At 73.9% G+C, this 7,667-nt stretch carries 6 protein-coding genes; 3 read left to right on the forward strand and 3 right to left on the reverse strand.

The features are described from left to right. Positions 1-1,641 (forward strand): alkaline phosphatase family protein (locus G3I41_RS36065; protein ID WP_164404744.1); only part of this gene is annotated, 1,641 nt, incomplete at its 5' end. On the opposite strand, the gene G3I41_RS36070 is transcribed toward G3I41_RS36065, so the two are convergent. The 3 genes from G3I41_RS36070 to G3I41_RS36080 form a co-directional block, all read right to left on the reverse strand. Beyond that, positions 1,642-2,694 carry a LacI family DNA-binding transcriptional regulator gene (locus G3I41_RS36070; RefSeq protein ID WP_164404745.1) on the reverse strand — a complete coding sequence of 351 codons (1,053 nt, stop codon included), beginning with the start codon at positions 2,692-2,694 and terminating at the stop codon, positions 1,642-1,644. It lies immediately after the preceding gene. A 74-nt stretch (positions 2,695-2,768) separates the two neighbouring features. Next, positions 2,769-3,335: a DUF305 domain-containing protein gene (locus tag G3I41_RS36075; protein ID WP_164404746.1), complete on the reverse strand. Its 567-nt coding sequence runs from the start codon at positions 3,333-3,335 to the stop codon at positions 2,769-2,771. An 83-nt stretch (positions 3,336-3,418) separates the two neighbouring features. Then, complete coding sequence (locus tag G3I41_RS36080) at positions 3,419-4,354, reverse strand: DUF1996 domain-containing protein (RefSeq protein ID WP_164404747.1); 936 nt, start codon at positions 4,352-4,354, stop codon at positions 3,419-3,421. Positions 4,355-4,635: 281 nt separating this feature from the next. Between G3I41_RS36080 and ligA the strand changes: the two genes are divergently transcribed. Continuing rightward, a complete protein-coding gene (gene ligA, locus G3I41_RS36085) occupies positions 4,636-6,735 on the forward strand; it encodes an NAD-dependent DNA ligase LigA (RefSeq protein WP_164404748.1) in 2,100 nt (699 codons plus the stop codon). A 161-nt stretch (positions 6,736-6,896) separates the two neighbouring features. Beyond that, positions 6,897-7,667, forward strand: a 771-nt coding sequence (locus tag G3I41_RS36090) for a rod shape-determining protein (RefSeq protein WP_164404749.1), incomplete at its 3' end; no start/stop codon positions are given.

Consider the following 7,667-nt stretch of genomic DNA (forward strand, 5'->3'; position numbering starts at 1 on the left):
AGCGGCACGGGCGGCGACGCGGGCGGCGGCCCGCCCGGCACCGTCTTCATCCAGCTCGACGGGGTCGGCCACGACGCCCTCGTCGCGGCGGCCGCGGGGGGTGTCATGCCGACCGTCGCCCACTGGCTGGCCGAACCCGGAGGCCACCGGCTCCTGCCCTGGCGCACCGACTGGTCCAGCCAGACCGGCGCCAGCCAGCTCGGCATCCTGCACGGCAGCAACCACGACGTGCCCGCCTTCCGCTGGTACGAGAAGGAGACCGGCCTCGTCATGGTCTCCAGCAGGCCGGCGAGCGCACTGGAACTCCAGCGCCGGGCCGTCGCCCGCACCCGGGACGGCGGACTGCTCACCCTCGACGGCGCCAGCCGGGGCAACCTCTTCAGCGGCGGCGCCGCCCAGCTCGCGCTCGTCCTCTCGATGGCCGCCAGGCTCGGCAAGGGCCGCCGCTCGCGGGCCGGCTACTTCGCCTACTTCTCCGACCCGGCCAACTCCGTCCGCACGGCGGGCTCCTTCGCCGCCGAGATCTGCCGGGAGATCGCCCAGTCGACCCGCTCCCGCCTCCGCAAGGAGACGCCCCGCATCAAGCGCGGCGGCCTCTACCCCTTCATCCGCGCCTTCGCGACCGTCGTGGAACGCGACGTGGTGGTCGCCGCCGTCATCGGCGACATGTTCGCCGGCCGGACCGCCGTCTACGCCGACCTCGTCGCGTACGACGAGGTGGCGCACCACTCCGGACCGCGCAGCCGGGACGCGGAGAAGGTGCTCGCCCGCCTCGACCGGGCGCTCGCCCTGATCGCCGACGTCGCCGAGCAGGCGCCCCGCACCTACCGGATCGTGCTCCTGTCCGACCACGGCCAGAGCCCGGGGGCCACCTTCGCCGGGGCGTACGGACTCACCCTCAAGGACCTGGTCCGGGCGGGCAGCGGACTGCCCGTGCCCCGGCGCGCGCAGCGCACCCGCAGCGCCTCCGAGGCGCGCGACGCGGTCCGCATCGCCCTGCGCCGGCCGGTCGCCGAGGGCCAGGACGAGCACGTCGCGGTCCCCTCCGACCCGATAGTCCTGGCCTCCGGGAACCTCGGCCTGATCTCCTTCCCGGACATCGAGGGCCGCGCGTCCCAGGAACAGCTGGAGCGCCGCCACCCCGCGCTGCTCTCCACGCTCGCCAACCACCCGGGCATCGGCTTCCTGCTCGTCCGCAGCGAGCGCCACGGCTCGGTGGTGCTGGCCCGTGACGGCGTACGGGTGCCCGTGGCGGATCTGGCCGACGGGCAGGGGCCGCTGGCCGTGTTCGGCCCCGGGGCCGCGGACGCGATCCGGCGGACGGACACCTTCCCGCACGTCGCGGATGTGATGGTCAACTCCATGTACGACCCCGCCGCCGGCACCGTGCACGCCTTCGAGGAGCAGATCGGCTCCCACGGCGGCCTGGGCGGCGAGCAGTCGCGGCCGTTCCTGCTGTGGCCGCGCACCATGACGGACCCGCTGGACGCCGTCACCGGCGAGGACGGGGAGCGCCCGGCCGAACTCGTCGGAGCCGAGGCCGTGCACCGGGTCCTCAGACACTGGCTCCAGGAGGCGTCGGGGCCCCAGGTGCCGGTGCGGCCGGACGGGCAGCCGGACGCGCAGGCCCGTAGCGCCTGATCAGGCCGACTGCCGGCGCACCAGCGTCGGGTGGAAGATCACCGACGGGGGCGGGTCCGCCGGCTTGCCGATCTGCCCGAGCAGCAGCCGGGCCATCTCCGCCGACATCTCCTCCACCGGCTGCCGGACGGTCGTCAGCGGCGGATCACAGGCCAGCGCGGCGCTGCTGTCGTCGAACCCGACGAGCGCGACATCGTCCGGCACCTCCTTCCCGGCCCGCAGCAGCACCGGTACGGCCCCGAGCGCCATCAGGTCCGACGCGATGAACACCGCGTCCAGGTCCGGACGCAGCGCCAGCAGCCGCCGCATCGCCGCCGCGCCCCCGGCATGGGTGAAGTCGCCCTCGGCGGTCACCACGTCCCGGATGCCGTGCGCCGCCAGCGCGTCCAGGAAGCCGGCGAGCCGCGCCTGACCGGCCGGCATGTCCTGCGGGCCCGACACCGTGCCGACGCGGCGGCGGCCCAGCGCGGCGAGATGGTCGGCGGCCAGCCGCGCCCCGGCCCGCTGGTCCGCCTCGACGTAGGTGAGCGGCGTCGGCCGGAGCGGCTGCCCGGCCAGCACGGCGGGCAGCCTGGTCCCGTGCAGCAGCCCGGGCAGCGGGTCGTCCGCGTGCGACGAGATCAGCACCACCCCGTCGACGTGCCCGTGGCGCAGGTACGCGAGCAGTTGGTCCCGTGACTCCTGGTCGTCGGCCAGCATCAGGACCAGCTGGATGCCCGCAGGGCGCAGCACCTCCAGGAGGCCGGTGACCACGCGCCCGAAGTACGGGTCGGAGAACATCCGGCCGACGAACGGCTCGGGCACGGTGCGCCGCTCCCGTTCCGAGACGACCAGCGCGATCGAGTCGGTCCGCCGGGTCACCAGCGAGCGGGCCGCGCGGTTGGGGACGTAACCGGTGGCGTCGACGGCCGCCTCCACGGTCCGCCGCAGCGCCGGGTCCACGGTGGTCGCCCCGTTGATCACCCGGGACACCGTCGCCCGTGACACACCGGCCACTCCGGCGACGTCCTCCAGCGTCACGGGACGGGCGGGCGGCGGCGCGTCGGCAGGCATGCAGTCTTTATACCGGGTGGTACGACCGGCGGGGCAACGCCCCCGGGCGACTTGGGACCACGGTGGCCCCGCGGTCAGCCGGGAGCGCCGGGCAGGGCGGGCAGCCGGGCGATCTCGGTCCGGCGGGCGGAGAACAGGTCGGCCGCAAGCCGCTTGGCGTCCGGCCGGGTGCCGGCCCCGGTCTCGGAGCGTGACACCTGGGCGGTCTGGCGCAGATGGCCGCCGATCCGGTCCACCAGGAACCGGTCGAAGGCCGCGCCTCTCAGCGTGCGGGCCCGTGCCAGGTCGTCGGCCGTCACCATGCCCGGCATGCGGTGGCCCTCGTGCACATTGGTGTCCGGGAGCCCCATCCGGGCCAGCAGCGGGCGCAGCCGGGCCAGTTCACCGTTCTGCGAGGTGCGCAGCCCGGCCGCCCAGCGCCGTACACCGGTGTCGCCGGAGCGGTCGGAGGCGAGTGAGAGGAGCGCCACGGCCGACTCGTTCATGGGGGTCATGAGCTGCGCCCAGGCGGCGTCCGTCGGGTCGGCGGGGGCGCCGGTGGCGGGCGGGGGAGCGCCTTCCGGCTCGGCCGCCGGGGAGCCGCAGCCGGCCAGGAGGAGGAGCAGCAGGGTGAGCGCCGCCGCGCTGCGGGCCGCTTTCATCGGGGCTCCGTGGGGGAGGGCCCGTCCGGGGCGCGGGGCCCCGGACGGGCGGGTGGAGACGGGGGCTGTGACGGGGGCGTACGTCAGGGGGTGCCGTCGGCCCCGCACTTGATGATGGCGTTGATGCAGTCGCGCACGCGCTGCGCCAGTTGGGCCTCGGGCCACACGTTGAAGAAGTCGCCGTGCATCGTGTAGCCGGGACCGGACGCAAGCCGGAACCTGGACGGGTCACCATTGACCGGGTACCGCAGCACCTGGCGGAGCTTGGGCACCGGCACCGGATGGGTGGCCGGGCACGCGCCGTTGACCGGGTACGACATGTGGCTCTTGTGGTCGGGCGAGTCGAGGTCCTTGCCGTTCCAGCACTGCGGGAAGTCGAGGTACGACTCCAGCATCGCGCCGGACGGGCAGTTGACGAAGTCGTGCGACGGGTTGACCTCGCCGTGGTGCAGACACGACCAGCGCGAGATCGTGTTGTCGTTCGGCCCGGTCGCCTTGGCGTTGCCCGCGACGATCCTCAGACCCCGGGGGAAGGGCTTGATCTGCCGGATGACGTCGTCCCGGACACCCTCGCCCAGGTAGTAGAACGTGGTGCCGGTGGGCTCCACCTCCTTGCCCCCGTCGTACAGGGTCGGCACCCAGTACGACGACAGGTCGATGTCGGGTGAGCAGGTGCTCCTGGCCTTCTCCAGCGAGGCCAGGTCGGAGCGGCCGTTGGTGGAGTCGTTGCCGAAGAAGCTGTGCATGTGCGAGGCGCCGGGGAGGCCCGGGAAGACGATCGGGTCGTCGGGTGCCCGGTGGGTGTAGGGGCACTCGGCGAGGAATTCGGCCACCCGGACCACATCGGCGGCCGCCTTTCGGGCGGGAGCGGCCTGGCCGGCGGACGCGCTGCCGGTGGTGGCCTGAAGGAGGGTCAGGGCGAGCGCCGCGGCGGCGAGAGCCGCCGTGCGGTGCCGCCGGGGCGGTGGGGTTCGGCGGTGGCTGTCCTCGCCGCTGTGTCGTCGACGGAAGAAGAGCACGGCACTCCTGTTCGGGGAAGCGGTGGGGGGGGATGTGCCCTGATCACGGGCGGTCTGATCAGGCGAGAGAGCGCTCTCTGTCATGGAACGTAAAAGCATGTTGAGGGCATGTCAACCGCGCTCCCGAACCTTCGTTTTCTGGCTTCACGGCGGCGGTTGGGGTCCTGAGGCACGGGAGAGCGCTCTCTGAGGCAACGGTTGACCAGAACCCCTGGGGCGGGGTTGGAGAGAGCGCTCTCCAAGCTCCTTCGGCCCAGGCGTTGTCAGTGGTGGGCGGCAGGATGGAGGACATGACGAACCCAGCAGTCGTGCTCGCCGACCATGCCTCCTACGCCGCCGCCGTCGAGGAGGCCGCGCAGGCCGCCGCCGCGTACTACGCCACGGGCGAGAGCACACTCGACGACGACGCCTACGACCGCCTGGCGCGCGGCATCGCCGCGTACGAGCGGGAGCATCCGCAGGAGGTGCTGCCCGCCTCGCCGACCGGCAAGGTGGCGGGCGGCGCCGCCGTCGGGGACGTGCCGCACACGGTGCCGATGCTCTCCCTCGACAACGTCTTCTCGGCCGAGCAGTTCGCCACCTGGACCGCGTCGCTGGAGCGCCGGATCGGACGGCCCGTCACCGCGTGGAGCGTCGAGCCGAAGCTCGACGGGCTCGCGGTCGCCGCGCGGTACCGCGAGGGACGGCTCGAACGGCTGATCACCCGGGGCGACGGGACCGCCGGTGAGGACGTCTCCCACGCCATCGGGACCGTCGTCGGGCTCCCCGCGCAGCTCCTGGAGCCGGTCACGATCGAGATACGCGGCGAGATCCTGATGACCACCGAGCAGTTCGAGCGGGCCAACACGGTCCGCACCGAGCACGGCGGCGCCCCTTTCGCCAACGCGCGCAACGGCGCCGCGGGCACCCTGCGCGCCAAGGACCGGGCGTACACGGTGGAGATGACGTTCTTCGCGTACGGCGCCCTGCCGCTGCCCGACTCCGGCGCACTGGCGGACGAACTCGCCGAGCTGCCGCACAGCCAGGTGCTCGCCCGGGTCGCGGAGCTGGGCGTGCACACCGCCGCGGACACGGAGGTCGCGCCGCGCGCCGTCGCCACCGTGGAGGAGGTCCAGTCCCGGATCGAGGAAGTCGCCGCGCTGCGCGCCGCGTTGCCGTTCGGTATCGACGGCATCGTCATCAAGGCGGACCTGGCCGCCGACCGGCGCGACGCCGGTTCCGGCTCCCGGGCCCCGCGCTGGGCCATCGCCTACAAACTGCCCGCCGTCGAGAAGGTCACCCGCCTCCTCGGCGTCGAGTGGAACGTGGGCCGCACCGGCATCATCGCTCCACGCGCCGTGCTGGAACCCGTCGAGATCGACGGCTCGACCGTCGGCTACGCCACGTTGCACAACCCGGCCGACATCACCCGCCGGGACCTGCGCGTCGGCGACCACGTGATGGTCTACAAGGCGGGCGACATCATCCCCCGCATCGAGGCGCCCGTCGCCCATCTGCGCACCGGTGACGAACAGCCCGTCGTCTTCCCCGAGGCATGCCCCCAGTGCGGTTCGGAGATCGACAGCAGCGAGCAGCGCTGGCGCTGTGTGCGGGGCCGTGACTGCCGCATCGTCGCGTCCGTCTCCTACGCCGCCGGGCGCGACCAGCTCGACATCGAAGGGCTCGGCACGACCCGGGTCGTCCAGCTGGTCGACGCCGGTCTCGTCACCGACTTCGCCGACCTGTTCATGCTGGAGCGCGAACAGCTGCTCACCCTCGACCGGATGGGGGAGACCAGCACCGACAATCTGCTGGCCGCCATCGACACGGCCCGTACGCAGCCGCTCTCCCGGGTGTTCTGCGCCCTCGGTGTGCGCGGCACCGGGCGCTCCATGTCCCGCCGGATCGCCCGCTACTTCGCGGAGATGGACCGGATCCGGGCCGCCGACGAGGAGGAGCTCCAGCGGGTCGACGGCATAGGCAAGGAGAAGGCGGCCGGCGTGGTCGCGGAGCTGGCCGAGCTCGCCCCGCTCATCGACAAGCTGGTCGCCGCCGGGCTGAACATGACCGAACCGGGCGCGACCCCGCCGCCCGCACCGGGCGAGGAGGCCGGCGAGGAGACGGCCGTCGGTGCCGAGGGCGCTCCGCTGGCCGGGATGACGGTGGTGGTCACCGGGGCCATGACGGGCGCTTTGGAGAAGCTGTCGCGCAACCAGATGAACGAGCTGGTCGAACGGGCCGGCGGCACGTCCTCCTCCAGCGTCTCCAAGCGCACGACGCTGCTCGTCGCCGGCGAGAAGGCGGGCTCCAAGCGCACCAAGGCGGAGGACCTGGGGGTGCGGATCGCGACGCCGGAGGAGTTCGCGGAGCTGATCGCGGAGTTCCTGCCGGTCGACGCCTGAGCCGGGCGCGCCGTGAGCGGGGCCTGGCGGCGTCCTTCGATTGTGCAGGGGAGTGGCTTTCTTTGCCTCCCTATTGCATAGTCAGGACTCGGCCATGCCTCGCGATCAGCGGGTCACTGGGTGTGTGTACGGCCGCGGCTGCGTGCCGGGGGTGAGGGGCGATGCGTTCACTGCGCGATGGACGGCGGCACGACCGCCCCGTCCACCGGCACGACCGGGGCGCCACCCGGGGCCTCGCCCTCGATCTCGGCAGCTCCCGCACCCGGGCCTGGGTCCCCGGCCAGGGCGTCCTCGCGGACACCGTCCACGGCACCGGTGAGTACGGCCCCGGCCGCCCCGTCCGGCGCGGCCGCATCGTGGACCCCGACTCGTGCGGCCGGATGCTGGCCCGCATCGCCGACCGGGCCCTGGGGGAGCGCCGCGAGGACGCGGTCATCGTCCTCAGCCACCCCGTGCTCGCCGGCCCCGGACACCGGGCCGCCGCCCGCGACCTGCTCCGCGCGCTCGGCCCCTCCGACGTCATCGTCCTGGACAGCGCCCGAGCCGCCGCGGCGTGCGCCGGGCCGGGGGACGGCGGACCGCTCCTCGTCCTCGACATCGGCGCCGAGCTGACCGAGGCGACCCTGCTCGTGGACGGCCTGGTGCGCGACGCACGGCTCGCCGAGACCGGCCTCAGCGACCTGGACCCGGGCGAGCCGCCCACCGCCGCCGTCCGCGCCGTCCGGGACATGGTCATGGCCATGTGGCGGCAGGACCCGCACGGCGCGCTGCTCGGCGCCCTGCGCAGGGGTCCGCTGCTCGCCGGAGGCGGTGCGCTGCGCCCGGACGTCACCAACCGGATAGCGGTCCGCCTCGGCGTCCCGGTCCGGCGCACGGACGACCCGGCGACCACGGTCGTGCGCGGGGCCGGACTGGTCCTCAGCTCCGTCCTC

Origin of the sequence: Streptomyces sp. SID9727 (assembly GCF_010550605.1) — a bacterium.
Classification (GTDB): Bacteria; Actinomycetota; Actinomycetes; order Streptomycetales; family Streptomycetaceae; genus Streptomyces.

What these genes read in the sequence shown, in the direction of transcription:
- G3I41_RS36070 (WP_164404745.1), bottom strand. Translation starts at nt 2,694, where the DNA reads ATGCCTGCCGACGCGCCGCCGCCCGCCCGTCCCGTGACGCTGGAGGAC.
- G3I41_RS36075 (WP_164404746.1), bottom strand. Translation starts at nt 3,335, where the DNA reads ATGAAAGCGGCCCGCAGCGCGGCGGCGCTCACCCTGCTGCTCCTCCTC.
- ligA (WP_164404748.1), top strand. Translation starts at nt 4,636, where the DNA reads ATGGAGGACATGACGAACCCAGCAGTCGTGCTCGCCGACCATGCCTCC.